The following is a 15311-nucleotide window of genomic DNA, read 5'->3' on the forward strand; positions in this document are numbered from 1 at the left end:
TAACATGCCGTCGCCGTCCGGATCAGATGCTCAGCGGCGACGCTCTCTCGATCAGCCCGTGGGCATCGAGGTCCAGGCCCGGCGCGAATGTACCCCAGGTATAGCCCCGCTCGGAGCGCAGGCGCGTGGCGGCGAAACCTTCGGCCACGATCGCCGGCGCGGCGCGGAAGAGTTCCGCCCCCTGGAACGCGAGCGCAAGCGACTCGACGAAATGCCGGGCCGTGGCTTCGCCCAGCGCCTCTTTCACGTTCAGCGTCGTGACCGTATGGATCAGGCCGTCCAGGTAGCGGTCCGCGCCGCGGGCCCCGTCCAGTTCCGCGAACAGCGCTTCCAGCACACCCGGGTCGCGCTGTATGGCCCGCAGGGTATCCAGCGCGATCACGTTGCCGGAGCCTTCCCAGATGCTGTTCAGCGGTGACTGGCGGAAGTAGCGGGGCATCGGCGACTCCTCCACGTAGCCCGCGCCGCCGAGACACTCCATGGCCTCGTAGACGAGAGACGGGGTGCGCTTGCAGATCCAGTACTTCGCGATCGGCGTGAGTATGCGCGCGATGGCGGCGGCATGCTCCGAGTGCGGGGCGTCGTCGAAGGCGCGAGCCACCCGGAAACTCATGGCGAGCGCCGCCTCCTGCTCCAGCGCCAGATCCGCGAGCACCTGAGCCATGGCCGGATGCTCGACCAGCCGCGGGCCGAAGGCGCGCCGGTGTCCGGCGTGCCACAGCGCCTGGGACAGCGCGGCACGCATGATGGCCGTCGAGCCCACCATGCAATCGAGCCGCGTGCCCTGGACCATCTCGATGATGGTCCGCACGCCGCGGCCCTCCTCACCCACCATCCGCGCCCAGGCGTTGTGGTATTCGATCTCGCTGGAGGCATTCGAGCGGTCGCCGAGCTTGTCCTTCAGTCGCACCACCTGGATGGTGTTGCGTGTCCCGTCAGGCCTCCATTTCGGCGCGAAGAAGCAGGACAGGCGGCCATCGGTCTTCGCCAGCGTCAGGAAGCCGTCGCTCATCGGCGCCGAGCAGAACCACTTGTGGCCGACGAGCTCGTATTCTCCCTCCGCGCCCAGGGGCACGGCGCGGGTAGTGTTGGCCCGCACGTCGGAACCGCCCTGCTTCTCGGTCATCGCCATGCCGAGGGTTACGCCCCGCTTCTCGCCGGCCGGAATGCAGCGGGGATCGTAGGCCGCCACCGCCACCCGCGGCTCCCATTCCGCCGCCAGGTCCGGCTGATGGCGCAACGTGGGGACGCAGGCGTAGGTCATCGAGAAGGGGCAGCACACGCCCTGGTCCGCCTGGCTCAACACGTACATCAGCGCCGAGTGCGCCACGTGGCCGCCCTGCTCCGCCGTCCAGGCCACCGAACTCACGCCGCTCTCGAGCCCCAGCGCCATCAGCCGGTGGTAGTCGGGATGAAAATCCGCCTCGTCGATGCGCTGACCGTAGCGGTCGAAGGCCTTCAGGACCGGCGGGCTGGCATTCGCCCGCGCGGCCCAGTCCTGGACCTCGGCCGAGCCGACCCGCGCGCCCAGCCGACCGAGTTCCGCATCCAACCAGGCGGCGCCGTTACGGCTCACGGCCTCCTTCAGCGCGATGTCGTTCTCGTAGCAGTTGACGCCCTCCAGCGGCGGCGCCTGGTTGATGACCTCGTGGGTCGCGAGTTCGGTGCGCGGCTTCAGGTGTCCCATCGTTCGCTCCGGTCGGTGGATCTGCCCACAATGTAACGCCGCCGCGGCGCGGCGTCAGCCGTGGACGGACCGGATCGCCGTGCGGGGCCTGCGCGTCAGTTCTTCTCCCGGTCCACCAACCGGTTCGCAGTGATCCAGGGCATCATCTCCCGCAGCCGCGCGCCGGTGGTCTCGATGAGGTGCGCCTCGGTGTTGCGCCGCTGCGCCGTCATCGACGGGTAGTTCATGGCGCCCTCCGCGATGAACGACTTGGCGTACTCACCGCTCTGGATGCGCTCCAGCGCATTGCGCATCGCCGCCCGCGACTGCTCGTTGATGACTTCCCTGCCGGTGTAGTACTCGCCGTACTCCGCATTGTTGGAAATCGAGTAGTTCATGTTGGCGATGCCGCCCTCGTACATCAGGTCGACGATCAGTTTCAGCTCGTGCAGGCACTCGAAGTAGGCGAGTTCCGGCGCGTAGCCGGCCTCGACCAGCATCTCGAAGCCGGCCTTCACCAGCTCCACGCAGCCGCCGCACAGCACGGTCTGCTCGCCGAAGAGATCGGTCTCCGTCTCGTCGCGGAAGGTGGTCTCGATGATAGCCGTGCGGCCGCCGCCGATGCCGCACGCATAGGACAGCGCGACATCCTTCGCCCGGCCGCTCGCATCCTGGAAAATGGCCACCAGGTCCGGGATGCCGGCACCTTTGGCGAACTCGCTGCGCACGGTGTGACCGGGCGCCTTCGGCGCGATCATGACGACGTCGAGATCCGCCCGCGGCACCACCTGGTTGTAATGGATGACGAAGCCGTGGGCGAATGCGAGGGTGGCGCCCTGCTTCAGGTTCGGCTCGACCTGATCCCGGTACAGCGCCGCCATGGACTCGTCCGGCGCCAGCATCATCACGAGATCGGCGCCGGCGACGGCCTCGGCCACGCCCTGGACCCGCAGCCCGGCTTTCTGCGCCTTCGCCACGGACGCCGAGCCCTCCCGCAGCCCCACGGTCACCTCGACACCGGAGTCCTGCAGGTTCAGCGCATGGGCGTGTCCCTGGGAGCCGTAGCCGATCACGGACACCTTCATGCCCTGGATGATGGAGAGGTCGCAGTTCTTGTCGTAGAAGATGTTCATGGCGGGCTCCTGTCGATGATGTGGACGCATGTGATGATCCTGTAGGAGGGCCTTCAGGCCCGACCCGGTTCATTGGATCGGGCCTGAAGGCCCTCCTACAGGAATGGGGGCACCATAGTGCAACGGCTGTATTTTCTAAAATGAAATATTTAAAATTCTATGTTGCACTTTCTGCAACAATGGAGCCAGCATGGACGACCGCAGCCTGCGTGCCTGCCTGAGCCTGGCCGACACCCTGCACTACGGGCGGGCCAGCGCGGCCTGCCACATGAGCCCGTCGACGCTCAGCCGCATCATCAGCGGCCTGGAGGAGGAACTCGGCGTCCGGCTGTTCGAGCGGGACAACCGCAGCGTCACGCTCACCCCGGCGGGCGAGCGCTTCCGGACGTGGGCCCGCGAGACGCTGGAGCAGTGGGAGGCGCTGCGGGCCGGCCTGGCCGCCGACAGCGACGAGCTGACCGGCGAGATCAGCATCTACTGCTCGGTCACGGCCAGCTACAGCTTCCTGTACGACCCGGTCGCCGAGTTCCGGCGGCGCCATCGGCGGGTGCGGATCACGGTGCACACCGGCGACCCGGAGCAGGCCGTGGCCCGGGTGCGCGCAGGCGACGAGGACCTGGCCATCGGGGCCCGCCCGGAGCGGCTCCCCGCCGGCCTCGCCTTCGAGCCCATGGCCGTCTCACCGCTGGTGTTCATCGCTTCCCGTGAAGACCCGGACATGGATCGTTTTCTGAAGCCGCGCATGCGGCCCGCCGACTGGGCCTCGGTGCCCATGATATTGCCCGAGCGGGGACTCGCCCGGGAGCGGGTCGAGCGCTGGTTCCGGGACAAGGGGATACGGCCCCAGGTGCTGGCCCAGGCAGCCGGCAACGAGGCCATCGTCAGCATGGTCGGGCTCGGCGGCGGCGTGGGTGTCGTGCCGCTGATCGTCCTGGAGAACAGCCCGCTGGCCGGCAGGGTGCGGCAGGTTGCCGCCCGCCCCGCGCTGGCGCCTTTCGAGGTGGGATTGTTTGCGCGCCGCAAGCGGCTCGGCGACCGGCTGGTGCGGGCCTTCTGGTCGGCGCTGACCGCCGGCGGGCCGGCGCCCCCGGCGAATGCCTAGCCGGCTAGCCGGGGACGATGCCGGCCAGTTCGGCGGGGGTGATCTTCAGCGCCTTCGCCACCATGTCGAAGAAGTTCACCTCGCGCTCGCTGATGCGGCAGTCGCTGTGGATGACGTCGGCGAGCGCCTTGGCGATGGCCACCCGCTCCGAGGATTGCAGGCGCTTCGCCACGCTGGACAGATAGTCGGGCAACGGGGCGTTCTCGTAGATTTCGGACTTGGCCGCGACGCGGATGTCGGCGGCGTGGATGTCCTCGTCCAGCATGCGCTTGAGGATGGTCTGCACCGTGTCCACCTCGGCCGGGTCGATGTTGGCGTCGGCGCTCGTGGCCCGGGAGAGGGTCATCAGCAGCACTTCCTTGAACAGGGTGCGCCGGTCTTCCTCGGTCGGCTCCGAGCCGCCGAAAATCTTCAGTACGCTACTGAGATCCGCTATCGCCATGTGAGGTCTCCCGCCTTGTCCGGACCGCCGCTGCAGCGGCCCGTATTGTGATTGTGGGCGCAGTATATACGTATGCGAGCCGATCTTGCACGGCCATGGTGCGCCGGCCCGTCAGCCCACGACACGATCTCTCCCCGCGCGCTTGGCCCGGTACAGGTTCGCGTCCGCCCTGCCGAGGACGTCGGCCCGGTCTTTCCCCCGTCCGCTGGCGGCGACTCCGATACTGACGGTCACCCTCAGCGACGGCGCCATATCGGACCAGTCCATCGACGCCACCGCCACACGGATGGCCTCGCCGATGCCGGCGGCCGCCGCGGCGTCAGTAGCGGGCAGACAGATCAGGAATTCCTCGCCGCCGTAGCGGGCGACCATGTCGGTCTCCCTGCAGTGGGACTCGAGCAGTCGCGAAAGCCGCTCCAGTACCGCATCGCCCACCGCGTGTGAGTGTGTGTCGTTGATCAGCTTGAAATGGTCGACGTCGGTCAGGATCACGCCCAGCGGGCGCCCAACGCGCTCCGCGAGCTCGAGCTGACCGTCGATGAAGCCGTCGGCATAGCGTCGGTTGAACAGCCCGGTGAGCTTGTCCCGGGTCGCCTGCCGTTCGAGCTCCAGGGTCTTGGCCCTGAGTTCGCGGGTGCGCTCCTCCACCAGCGCCTCCAGCCGCTGGCGCATGTCTGCGAACTCCTTCAGCGCCAGCATGCCCAGCGAGAGGACGAACAGCAGGGTCATGATGACGGCCACCTCCATGCGGCTGAAGACGATCGCCACCAGCACGGCGGCCGGTACCGAACCGATCTCGATCATCGTCTGGAAGGCGCTGAACATCCCCGCCGTGTCCATGCCGCGCAGGCTTACGTAGATGCGCATGCCGATCTCGTTGACGGCCTGCATGGTCAGCGCCAGCAGCGCGATAAGGGCTGCGCTGCGCCAGTCGATGTCAGTCAGCGGCACCGGGCCGCCGAGCCTGACATAGAGCAGCCCCGCGACCAGGATCATCAGCGACATGAGACCCGCGTTGTGCAGGGAGGCCGTGACGGTCCGGCGGATTCTGCCGCTGCGCAGCCGCTGCAGCGGCCACAGCAGAGAAGCCAGGCCGTTGATGATGGCGGCATCCACCGGCCCCAGCAGCAGGAGGCTGGACACCTGGGCGACGCGATCGAAGGAAACGTGGCCGAAGGTCGGGTGGGGATAACCCACGGTGATCGTGAACAGCCCGAACAGCAGGAAAAAACCTGCCAGCGGCAACTCGTCGGCGGTTATGGAGGCGCCTGTCGCCACCGCCGCCGCCGCGATCGCCGTGACGGCAACCGCGAACAGGGCAGCGGCGTAGACCAGGTCTGCCGGCAGCCTGGCGTTCAGCGCAACGCCTCCAGCAGATCTTCGGCGAGGCGCAGGTGGTCCGCGACGCTGCGCGGCTCGAGGAAGCGCTCGCTCACCCGCTCCCTGGCAGCAGCGCCAAGCCGGTCCCGCAGCCCGCTGTCGCCCACGAGGCGTTCCAGCAGGCCGGCGAACGACTCCAGGTCGCGCGGGTCGTCGAGCAGCAGGCCGTGGCGGTCGTCCTCGATCTGGTCCTGGATGCCGCCCACCCGGGTCGCCAGCACGGCCGTGCCCTTCCACATGGCCTCGGTGACCGTGAGGCCGAAGCCCTCGTGCAGGCTCTTCTGCACGATGACGGCCGCATGGCGCTGGATGGCATTGACCATGGCGGCGTTCTCCTCGACGTCGACCATGGGCAGCATGGCGAGATGGATGCGGCTGCGCTGGGCGTGGGGCAGCTCGCGCCAGACCCGGAACACCTCGTGAAACACCTCGATGCCTTCCGGGTCGTCGGCCACGCCGGTCACGCTCGGCCCGACCATCACCAGCTCGGCGCCGCCGTCCCCGCCATGGCTCAGCCAGGTGGCGAAGCCCTCGATCACGCCGCAGGGGTCTTTCAGCGGATCCCAGCGCGAGACCTGCACCACCATGGGGAGGTCCGGCGGCGTCGGCTGACCGCAGCGGATGAGGTCTGCGTGACGGTCCACGCGGCCACGGCTGCCGTCGCTGCGGAAGAACTCGTAGTCCGGCGCCGCAGGCAGGGGACCCGACACCAGGCCGGCATGCACCAGCAGCGTGCGCACGGCGTTCTCGCTCATGTCCTGATTCTTCGGCGTGAACGCATCGATGCTCGGCGGGATGATGACGGTGCGGTCCCGGTCGATGATCGGCGGTACGTAGGCGTCACGGGAAAACACGAACCGGCGGGGATAGGCGAGATAGGGGCTCAGAAACTGCCAGGCCCGGTCGTACTCCTCGTTCCAGTCGCTATGGCCGATGTGGCAGCGCCAGGCGACAGCGGCGCCGTGCTCGACCAGGTAACGGGCCAGCCCCAGGGTCTGCGGGTCGTGCAGCAGGACGACGTCGCCGGGCTTGACCAGCGCCAGCAGCTCCGCCGCATTGTCCTCGAGGGTTGCCTCATAGATGCGCCGTGCCTCGTCGTCCAGGGGCGTTCCGTCCCCCGGCTCGCCGTGCAGCCCATGGTGCAGGCGCTTCGTCACACGGAAGAACGCCGGGTTGCCGCCGATGACCAGCCAGCGGGAGTCGATGTCGAAATGGCGGCAGTAGCCGAGCAATGAAGGCAGCATCTCGGCGACGCCGCCGCCCTCCGCCGTGGAATTCAGGTGCCAGAAGACACGGCCTTCCAGCGCCCGGGCGAGCCGCGCAGCCTCGGCGCTGAGATCCGCGAGGAGCCCCGGCGCGGCGAGGCCCTCGTACCGGTCGATGCTGAGCGAGTGGATGTCGACCTCGAAAAGCCTGCCCGTATCCTGTTCCATCCCGCCTCCGGGGGCTGCCAAAAGGGCGCATGATAGCGTGACCGCCCCGCCGCTTCATGCAGCCGGCGCGCAGCGAAGCGTGTAAGCTCCCGGACATCCATCGGCAGGGGCGGTTCGGCAGAGAGGGCAATGAGCAGCGACCCGGCGAACGACAGCACCGCCCGCCCGGCCGTCCCCCCCGTTCCCCTCATCGTGAACCCGGCCGCCGGGCGCGGCGCGGCCGGGCGACACGGCGACGCGATGTGCCGTGTGCTGGAGGCCGCCGGCCGTCCCGCCACGCTCCGCTACAGCCGGGAACCCGGCCACATGGCGGCGCTGCTGCGGGAGGCCGCCGCAGCCGGATCCCGCGAAGTCGTCGTGGCCGGGGGCGACGGCACGGTCCGGGAAGCCGTGAACGGGATCCTCGGCCAGGGGCTGGATCTCGCCCTCGGCGTGATCCCGGGCGGTACCGGCAACGACTTCGTAAAATCGCTGGGCACGCCGCGCAGCTGGCGCAACGCCTGTGCCGCGCTCGCGGTAGCGCTGGCCGAGCGCCGTCGGCGACGCATCGACGTGGGCTACTGCAACGGGCAGTGGTTCGCCAACAGCGTCGGCATCGGGCTGGACGGCGTGGTGGTCCGAGCCGCCGAACGGGTGCGCTGGCTGCCCGGCCTGCTCGCCTACCCGGCCGCCCTCGCCCTCGTGCTGCGCAGCGGAGTGGATGCGGCCGAGGTACGCATCGAGGCCGACGGCCGCCGCCTCCAGCTGCCGGCGTCGATGGTGATTGCCTGCAACGGCGCCTGGTTCGGGGGCCTGTTCCACATCGCCCCGCCGGCCAGCCTGGACGACGGCCTGCTGTCGGTGGTGGTCGCCGCACCGCTCAGCCGCCGCCGGGTGCTGACCCTGGTGCCGCAGGCCGTCCGGGGCACCCACATGAGCGCGCCGGAAGCCATGCTGTTCAGCGCACGGGAACTCGTCATCGAGACCTCCGCGCCACTGCCCCTGGAAGCCGACGGCGAGGCCGCCGACACCCCGGTGACCCGGCTCGCGATCCGCTGCGTGCCGGCCGCGCTGTCCGTCATAGCCTGAACAATAGCCCGAGGCGTCAGTCGAGCCCAGCCATCGCGAAGTACTTGATCTCGAGGTAGTCGTCGATGCCGTACTTCGAGCCCTCGCGGCCGATACCGGACTCCTTCACCCCGCCGAACGGGGCCACCGGCGTGGAGATCAGGCCCGTGTTCAGGCCGACGATGCCGTATTCCAGCGCCTCGGCGACCCGCCACGCGCGGGCCAGGTCGCGGGTGTAGAAGTAACTCGCCAGACCGAAGCGGGTGTCGTTGGCCATGGCAACGGCTTCGGCCTCGTCGCGGAACGGGAACAGCGGCGACAGAGGGCCGAAGGTCTCCTCGCCGGCCACCAGCATCTCCGGCGTGGCGCCCTTGACGACGGTCGGCTGGAAGAACTGCCCGCCGAGCGCATGCCGCTTGCCGCCGGTGATCAGCTCGGCGCCGCCGGCGAGCGCGTCGGCGATGTGCTCCTCCACCTTTTCCACGGCGCTCTCGTCGATGAGAGGACCCTGATCCGTATCCCCTTTCAGGCCGTCGCCCACCACCAGGTCGTCGACGGCGGCGGCCAGCTTCTCGGCGAAGGCATCCATGACCGATTCCTGGACGAGGAAGCGGTTCGTGCAGACGCAGGTCTGGCCGGTGTTGCGGTACTTCGAGGCCACGGCGCCCTCGACAGCCGCGTCGAGGTCCGCATCGTCGAAAACGATGAACGGTGCGTTGCCGCCGAGTTCCAGCGAGACCTTCTTCATGGTGCCGGCGCACTGCTCCATGAGCAGCTTGCCGATCTCCGTGGAACCGGTGAACGAGAGCTTGCGCACGGTCGGGTTGCCGGTCATCTCGCCGCCGATGGCGGACGCCGAGCCCGTGACTACGCTGAACACCCCGGCCGGGATGCCGGCCTCCTCCGCCAGCACGGCCAGCGCCAGCGCCGAGTACGGCGTCTGCGAGGCGGGTTTGCAGACGAACGTGCAGCCGGCGGCGAGCGCCGGTCCCGCCTTGCGGGTGATCATCGCCGCGGGGAAATTCCAGGGCGTGATCGCCGCGACCACGCCCACCGGTTGTTTCAGCACCAGCAGGCGCCGACCGGCCTGGGGTGAGGGAATGATGTCGCCGTATACCCGTTTGCCCTCCTCGGCGAACCACTCGATGAAGCCGGCAGCATAGGCGATCTCGCCACGGGACTCCTTCAGCGGCTTGCCCTGCTCGGCCGTCATGATGACGGCGAGGTCCTCTTGATGCGCCATCATCAGGTCGTGCCAGCGCCGCAGCAAGGTAGCCCGCTCGGCGGCCGGCCGCGCGCCCCACTCGGCCATGGCTTCGCCGGCGGCGGCGATCGCCCGGCGGGTCTCCTCCGCGCCCAGGGAAGGCACGGTGCCGAGATTCTCGCCCGTGGCCGGATTGCCGACGGCGATGGTGCCCTCGTCGTCCGCGTCGACCCATTCGCCGGCGACGTAGCAGCGGCTGCGCAACAGGTCGGGATTGTCGAGTTTCATGGAATGGCTCCTATTCGTGGGTGGTCTCGCCCCGGGTCGTGGTCTCATCCAGCGCGATGTCGTAGCGCCGGATCTTCTCCACCAGGGTCGTGCGGCCCATCCCCAGCATCCTGGCCGCCTGCGCGACGACGCCGTCGCAGGAACGCAGCGCGTCCCGGATCAGGCTGCTCTCGATGTCCCCCATGTGCTCCTTCAGACTCTTGCCGTCCGGCGGCAGGTCGGCGGCGGCGGCCGACGCCGTGGCGGCCCCCGCCGCTTCACGCCGGAGCGGCGCCGGCAGGTCGCCGACCGTGATGCAGCCGTGCGGGCGCACGACCGCCAGCCGCTCCACCAGGTTGGCCAGTTCCCGTACGTTGCCGGGCCAGTCGTACTCCTGCAGCGCCCGCACGGTCTCCTGGGCGAAATCCACCCGGATACCGAGGCGCGCGTCGACCCGCCGCACCATCTCCTCGAGCAGCAGCGGGATGTCGCGCACGCGCTCGCGCAGTGGCGGCAGCTCGATCGGGAACACATTCAGGCGGTAGTACAGGTCCTCCCGGAAGGTTCCGTCCTCGATCGCCTCGGGCAGATCCCGGTGAGTGGCAGCGATGACCCTGACGTCGACCGGGATACTCTCCACGCCGCCGATCCGGTCGATGACGCGTTCCTGCAGCACGCGCAGCAGCTTGACCTGCATGGCCGGCGGCATGTCGCCGATCTCGTCCAGGAAGATGGTGCCGCCGGCCGCCTGCTCGAAGCGCCCCGTCCGCCGCGCCACCGCGCCCGTGAACGCGCCGCGCTCGTGGCCGAACAGCTCGCTTTCCAGCAGCTGGCCCGGGATGGCGCCGCAGTTCACCGCGACGAACGGTCCCTTCCTGGCGCTGAGTTCGTGGATGTAACGGGCGACAACCTCCTTGCCCGTGCCCGACTCACCGAGGACCAGCACGGAGGCACCGCTGGCGGCGACCCGCTCGGCCAGCCCGCGGGCCTCGCACATCGCCAGGCTCTCGCCCAGCGGGCGGGACTGCACCCGGTCGGCGGCATGCTGCATGCGGCGGCGGCTGTAGCCCGCCCAGATCTCCTCCAGCAATGCAGACAGCTGACTGAAATCCACCGGCAGATCCAGACCGAAGAGTCGCGCGCCGGGGCAGTCCGCCTCGAGTGCGGCCAGATCGGCACGGCCCGCGACCACCACCGGCAGCGCGGCGTCCGCGCTGCCGACCTCCGCCACCAGGTGGGCGACGGCCGCGCGCCCGAGGGAGGGGTGGAGGAAGACCGCGGCCAGGCGCTGCCCCGCAGCGCTATCGCGCCAGCGCTCGGGCGCGGCGACCGCCGTGGCCGGCGCGTCCAGGAACTCGATGCTGTCGCGCAGGGTCTCGCCTGCCTCGGCGTCTTCGGCGATGACCAGGATGAGCCGTTCGGTGCTCACCGTGCCGCCTCCGCGGCCGGGCATCGCTTGCCGGGCCGCGCGGGAATCGCGCCCGGAGCCGTCGCCCCCGTCGCCGCTGATCTGATCACGCCTTTCAATTCAGTGCCTTGCGCCTCGAGCGGGCGTCTGCCGCAACCGCCGATGATTGTGCGGCGCAGAGCAGGGGATTGCAACTCGAGACCCGAATAATTCGAGTCGGTTCATACCCTTGCGCTACGCAACGCCGGTCCCGGACGGTACCGTCGAGGATGCGCCCCAGGGGCTAAAGATTCCACGCCGGCGGCCGATACAGAGGGTAGCCACAGGAGCGTGGCGGCGCGTGCGTGCGGATGCGCGGATCGGCGCCGCCTTCGGCATCCCGAACAAGAACGGAGGACGACGCGTTGGATCTCGCAACACTGATAGGCTTGCTCGGCGCCCTCGGGGTGGTCATCACCTCCATTTTCCTGGGCGGCGCGCCGGGCGTCTTCCTCAATACCCCGTCGCTGCTGATCGTGCTCGTCGGCACGTTTCTCGTGACGATGATGAAGTTCAGCCTGAAGCAATTCTTCAGCGCCACCGGCATCGCGGTGAAGGCGTTCACCCAGCGCGTGCCGAACCCCGAGGCCATCATCGAGAAATCCGTCGAACTGGCGAAGACCGCACGCCAGGGTGGCATCCTCGCGCTGGAAGACGCCGAGGTGCCCGACGAATTCATGAAGATGGGCGTGGGTCTCCTGATCGACGGTCATCCCTCCGAGGTGGTCCGCTCCATGCTGAACAAGGACCTGAACCAGACCCTGCAGCGCCACAGCGACGGCCAGGGCATCTTCAAGGCCATCGGCGACGTCGGTCCGGCCATGGGCATGATCGGTACGCTGATCGGCCTCGTGCAGATGCTCTCGGTCATGGACGACCCGAAGCAGATCGGCCCGGCCATGGCCGTGGCCCTGCTCACGACGCTGTACGGGGCCATCCTCGCGAACGTGATCGCCATACCGGTGGCCGACAAACTGGCCCTGCGCAGCAAGGAAGAGCAGCGCCACAAGTCGCTCGTCATCGACGCGCTGATCGGCATTCAGGAGGGCCAGAACCCGCGCATCATCGAGGGCATGCTGGAGGCCTATCTGCCCCGTTCGCGCCGCAGCGTCGACGAAGAACTGGCCTGAGGTAGCGGCGCATGGACGAGGAAGGCGCAGCGGAGGTCAGGCAAGAGGAAAAGAAAGGCGTACCCGCCTGGGTCATGACCTTCGCCGATCTCATGACGCTGCTCATGTGCTTTTTCGTGCTCATGCTGGCGTTCTCCGAGATGGACGTGCAGAAGTTCAAGGTGCTGTCCGGGTCGGTGCGGGAGGCCTTCGGCGTACAGGCACAGGTGGAGGTGAAGACCATACCGAAGGGCACCAGCATCATCGCGCGGGAATTCAGCCCCGGGCGGCCGCAGCCCACCCCGATGAACGAGATCCGCCAGCACACCATCGACTCGGCCAAGAACACCCTTGACGTGGGCGTGGACGAACCCGGCGTGGGTGACGAGGAGGCCGACAACGCGAAGGAGGATGCAGAGAAGCTCCGCCAGGCCCTGGCCGAGGAGATCGAGCAGGGCAGCGTGGACGTCGAGCTGGACGGTCGCCGCATCATCATCCGTATTCTGGAGAAGGCCACCTTCCCCTCGGGCGACGCCAGCATACAGCCGGGCTTCCTGCCGGTGCTGGAGAAGATCCGCGGCCTCATCGGCGAGATGCCGGGCGAGCTCAAGATCTCCGGCCACACCGACGACGTGCCCATTTACAACGAGCGCTACCGCTCGAACTGGGAACTGTCCACGGCGCGAGCCGTCTCCGTGGCCCACACCCTGCTGAAGGGCGGCGACATCGAAGAGAACCGGATCGTGGTGACCGGCCACGCGGACACACGCCCGCTGTATCCGAACGACAGCGTCGAACACCGTGCCATCAACCGGCGCGTGGACATCAGCATCATACGCAACCCGTCCGGCGGCAGTGAGGACCGCCAGCTTCGCATCGCCGAGGCCCGCGAACCGGATGCGGAGGAAGAGACCGGGAGGAGCGCCGACGGCGAAGAGGCCGCGGCCGATGCGCCCGGGGGAGACGAAGACGATGAGTGAAATGCAGAACGATACCGAGACCAGCGATACCAACCGCCGCCGCGTGTTTCGACTCAAGGAGCTCGTGCGCATCGACTACTCGACGGTGGACGAGAGCGAGTGGATACAGCGGCTGGAGAAGAACCTCGGCAGCACGTCCCGGACCTCCGGGCTGGATGCCAAGCTGATGGAGGTGGAGGCTTCCCTGAAGCCCGCCGTCCTGAAACTGCGCCAGAAGGCGCCGGTCAGTGCCGAGTGCGTGGAGTTGCTGAACGAGAAGATCCAGCTCGTGGCCGACAAGGTAATGGAGCTGGAGCAGCAGCGTAACCCCATCTACAAGCGCCCCACCCAGCTCTGCGATCTCAGCTCCACCGGCATGGCGTTCGCGGCACCCCACGGCATGAGCGAGGGCGAGAGGCTGATGCTGAAGTTCCTGCTCGTCTCCGACTCTCACTATGTCGAGACGCTGGCCAGGGTCGTCCGTTGCCAGGCGCCCGAGGAGTCCGACCTGGAGGACGAGGGCTACAAGATCGGGGTAGAGTTCGTCGGCATGCGCGAGGCGGAGAGCGAGATGCTGATCCGCCACATGCTCAGCCGCCAGGCCGAAGACATCCGTACGGCCCGGCTGCGGGCGCTGAAGGAATAGCCGGCGCGGCCGGTCAGCCGGCCAGCGCGGCGGTCAGGGATTCGAGCTTGTCCTCGAAGCGCTGATAGACGGGCGGATAACGGGGCCCGTCGACGCCGAGCTTGTGCACGACCGGCTGGAACTCCTCATCCACCTCGGCCTCGGCCTCCCGCAGCGACAGGTAGCACGCCGCCACGATCACGTCGTGCAGCGTCGGCTTGCTGCTGCGCCGCTGGGTCTGGTCGCCCGCCACCGTGTCGACGATGTCCTCGGGGAACTCCCAGTTCTCCAGGATCGACTTGCCCACCTGCGGGTTCCACTCCTCGAGTATCTGGCGGCGCGAGTCCTCGTCTGCCAGCAGGGTCGGGAACTCCTTCGCCTTGGTGAGGATGTAGAGCTTGCCGATCTCGTTCAGCAGGCCGGCCAGAAACGCGCCGTCGGCGTCCAGCTCGGCGTGCTGGTCCGCCAGCACCTCGGCCATGGCCGCCTTGCGCAGGCTGACCTTCCACAGCGTCTTCAACTGACTGCGGATGGCCGCCTGCTGCTCCGCCTGGAACAGCTGCTCCACGGCCATGGCGATCGCCGTGTTGCGCACCATGTTGAACCCGAGCCGGCTGATGGCGGCGCGCAGGTTTGTGATCTTCACCCCCGCCGGGTTGTAGAAGGCGGAGTTGGCCATCGCCAGGATGCGCGACATCAGCACGGGCTCCAGGCTCACCACGTCGGCGACGCGCTCGGCGGTGCAGTCACCGTCCTCCAGCGCTTCTCGGATCTTGAGCACCACGTCGGGGAACGACGGCAGCTTGATCTCCTTGCGGGTCAGCTCGTCCGCCAGCATCTGGACGAAGCGGAAGTATTCGGCACTCGACATCTTTCTTACTCCGGTCAGGACACCCGGCGAACGGCCGCAGCCTCGCCCCGGTGTCGGTTACCATGCAGTCGCACGAACAGGTCGGCCTCCCCGCGGCTCAGTCCGCAGCGGCTCACCAGATCGTCCGGCACCGCTCCGCCTCCGACCAGCCGCAGGGCCTCGCCGTAGCGCTGGCCGCCGGTGCCACCCGCCGTTGCCGGCGCAGGCGCCTGCGCGGCATCCGCGGACACACTCTCCAATTGCTCCAGGCGCCGGCCGATCTCCTCGAGACGCTCCAGCACCGCCCTGCCCAGGGCATCGTCGCCCGCTGCCTCCGGTTCCAGCGGGAGCGGCTCACGGCGGGGCTCGCCCCGCAGGATCGCCGCCACGGCGAACAGGATCAGGGCATTGGAGAATGCCAGCACGTAGATCACATTGATTTCGCTAATGAAGTCCATCACGCATACTCATCGATAATTGAACCGTTATCCTTGTCCGAATTCTCACTTTTTTCCTCGCGCTCAGATTCGGCGGCGTCGTCCCTGCGCGGCCGCTTCGGCGTATCCGGATTCACCGGCTTCAGCGGTCGGGAGGGCGCAATCGGATACACGTCGCGAATCCTGCCGCCGCCGCTGCCTATGGCCATG

15 protein-coding genes are annotated in these 15311 nt (G+C 68.3%); 5 read left to right on the forward strand and 10 right to left on the reverse strand.

The window, feature by feature from the left end; all coding sequences use genetic code 11:
• Positions 1-22: 22 nt before the first annotated feature.
• Together ACJMKX_RS06445 and ilvC are read right to left on the reverse strand one after the other, a co-directional pair.
• Entirely contained in the window at positions 23-1687 is a 1665-nt protein-coding gene (locus ACJMKX_RS06445; protein ID WP_405222672.1) for an acyl-CoA dehydrogenase family protein, read from the reverse strand.
• A 95-nt stretch (positions 1688-1782) separates the two neighbouring features.
• Complete coding sequence (gene ilvC, locus ACJMKX_RS06450; protein WP_405222674.1) at positions 1783-2799, reverse strand: ketol-acid reductoisomerase; 1017 nt, start codon at positions 2797-2799, stop codon at positions 1783-1785.
• A gap of 190 nt (positions 2800-2989) precedes the next feature.
• Here ilvC and ilvY point away from each other — a divergent pair, with 190 nt between their 5' ends.
• A complete protein-coding gene (gene ilvY / locus ACJMKX_RS06455) occupies positions 2990-3901 on the forward strand; it encodes an HTH-type transcriptional activator IlvY (protein WP_405222677.1) in 912 nt (303 codons plus the stop codon).
• A 4-nt stretch (positions 3902-3905) separates the two neighbouring features.
• On the opposite strand, the gene ACJMKX_RS06460 is transcribed toward ilvY, so the two are convergent.
• The 3 genes from ACJMKX_RS06460 to ACJMKX_RS06470 form a co-directional block, all read right to left on the reverse strand.
• Positions 3906-4343 carry a TerB family tellurite resistance protein gene (locus ACJMKX_RS06460; RefSeq protein WP_405222678.1) on the reverse strand — a complete coding sequence of 146 codons (438 nt, stop codon included), beginning with the start codon at positions 4341-4343 and terminating at the stop codon, positions 3906-3908.
• 111 nt (positions 4344-4454) lie between these two features.
• The gene (locus ACJMKX_RS06465; protein ID WP_405222681.1) at positions 4455-5621 is read right to left on the reverse strand and encodes a GGDEF domain-containing protein; all 1167 of its coding nucleotides are present in this window, start codon (positions 5619-5621) and stop codon (positions 4455-4457) included.
• A gap of 77 nt (positions 5622-5698) precedes the next feature.
• Entirely contained in the window at positions 5699-7156 is a 1458-nt protein-coding gene (locus tag ACJMKX_RS06470; RefSeq protein WP_405222684.1) for a glycosyltransferase, read from the reverse strand.
• Positions 7157-7285: 129 nt separating this feature from the next.
• On the opposite strand from ACJMKX_RS06470, the gene ACJMKX_RS06475 reads away from it, so the two are divergent.
• A complete protein-coding gene (locus ACJMKX_RS06475; protein ID WP_405222687.1) occupies positions 7286-8224 on the forward strand; it encodes a diacylglycerol/lipid kinase family protein in 939 nt (312 codons plus the stop codon).
• 16 nt (positions 8225-8240) lie between these two features.
• On the opposite strand, the gene ACJMKX_RS06480 is transcribed toward ACJMKX_RS06475, so the two are convergent.
• Together ACJMKX_RS06480 and ACJMKX_RS06485 are read right to left on the reverse strand one after the other, a co-directional pair.
• Positions 8241-9695: an NAD-dependent succinate-semialdehyde dehydrogenase gene (locus ACJMKX_RS06480; RefSeq protein ID WP_405222690.1), complete on the reverse strand. Its 1455-nt coding sequence runs from the start codon at positions 9693-9695 to the stop codon at positions 8241-8243.
• Positions 9696-9705: 10 nt separating this feature from the next.
• Positions 9706-11103 (reverse strand): sigma-54 dependent transcriptional regulator, encoded by a 1398-nt coding sequence (locus ACJMKX_RS06485; RefSeq protein ID WP_405222693.1) that lies wholly within the window; start codon positions 11101-11103, stop codon positions 9706-9708.
• Between the two features lie 383 nt (positions 11104-11486).
• Here ACJMKX_RS06485 and pomA point away from each other — a divergent pair, with 383 nt between their 5' ends.
• Genes pomA through ACJMKX_RS06500 form a run of 3 tightly spaced genes read left to right on the forward strand, consistent with a single transcriptional unit; the run spans position 11487 to position 13835 of the window.
• Positions 11487-12251: a flagellar motor protein PomA gene (gene pomA / locus ACJMKX_RS06490; RefSeq protein ID WP_405222696.1), complete on the forward strand. Its 765-nt coding sequence runs from the start codon at positions 11487-11489 to the stop codon at positions 12249-12251.
• A gap of 11 nt (positions 12252-12262) precedes the next feature.
• On the forward strand, positions 12263-13210 hold the full coding sequence (locus ACJMKX_RS06495) for a flagellar motor protein MotB (RefSeq protein WP_405222698.1): 948 nt from the start codon (positions 12263-12265) through the stop codon (positions 13208-13210).
• A complete protein-coding gene (locus ACJMKX_RS06500; RefSeq protein WP_405222701.1) occupies positions 13203-13835 on the forward strand; it encodes a PilZ domain-containing protein in 633 nt (210 codons plus the stop codon). The genes ACJMKX_RS06495 and ACJMKX_RS06500 overlap by 8 nt, the downstream gene beginning before the upstream one ends.
• Before the next feature lie 13 nt (positions 13836-13848).
• Here ACJMKX_RS06500 and ACJMKX_RS06505 read toward each other — a convergent pair whose 3' ends face one another.
• The 3 genes from ACJMKX_RS06505 to ACJMKX_RS06515 are packed head-to-tail and all read right to left on the reverse strand — an operon-like array spanning position 13849 to position 15310.
• Positions 13849-14685, reverse strand: a complete 837-nt coding sequence (locus ACJMKX_RS06505) for an HDOD domain-containing protein (protein WP_405222704.1) — start codon at positions 14683-14685, stop codon at positions 13849-13851.
• A 14-nt stretch (positions 14686-14699) separates the two neighbouring features.
• Positions 14700-15122 carry a DUF2802 domain-containing protein gene (locus ACJMKX_RS06510; protein ID WP_405222707.1) on the reverse strand — a complete coding sequence of 141 codons (423 nt, stop codon included), beginning with the start codon at positions 15120-15122 and terminating at the stop codon, positions 14700-14702.
• Positions 15122-15310, reverse strand: a complete 189-nt coding sequence (locus ACJMKX_RS06515) for a hypothetical protein (protein WP_405222709.1) — start codon at positions 15308-15310, stop codon at positions 15122-15124. The genes ACJMKX_RS06510 and ACJMKX_RS06515 overlap by 1 nt, the downstream gene beginning before the upstream one ends.
• Between the last annotated feature and the right edge of the window lies 1 nt (position 15311).

Source organism: Lentisalinibacter sediminis (assembly GCF_040706615.1).
In the GTDB taxonomy this organism is placed as follows: domain Bacteria; phylum Pseudomonadota; class Gammaproteobacteria; order Steroidobacterales; family Woeseiaceae; genus Lentisalinibacter; species Lentisalinibacter sediminis.